Raw genomic sequence first — 310 nt, 5'->3', positions numbered from 1 at the left:
CACAACGACGCCAATGGGACGAGCAGGTCAGCCGAGTGAACTTGTCGGTGCCTATGTACTCCTCGCTTCAAACGACTCTTCCTACATGACCGGACAGGCGATCCATATTAATGGCGGGGATTATATTAGTTCATGACCAAAAACATGCGGCACTCCTCTCTAGACGGATCGTTTGCAACGTAGAGAGCGTCGTTATCAGCTTATGCACAGAAGTGAGAGGCGCCTGCTAATGGGTCAGGCGCCTCAAGTCTCGTTTACACAACATCAACGTACCATTTTCGTTACAAAGTGGTAGCGATCACCACGGTAA

At 50.0% G+C, this 310-nt stretch carries 1 protein-coding gene; it reads left to right on the top strand.

Annotated elements, in window-relative coordinates:
- On the top strand, positions 1-136 hold a 136-nt coding region (locus tag CHH91_RS18245), incomplete at its 5' end, for an SDR family oxidoreductase (RefSeq protein ID WP_141234207.1).
- Positions 137-310 lie beyond the last annotated feature (174 nt).

It is taken from the genome of Virgibacillus sp. 7505 (genome assembly GCF_002272135.1).
GTDB lineage: Bacteria > Bacillota > Bacilli > Bacillales > Amphibacillaceae > Terribacillus.
Note: the sequence above shows the minus strand (reverse complement) of the source record. Positions and strands in the feature narration are given on the sequence as shown.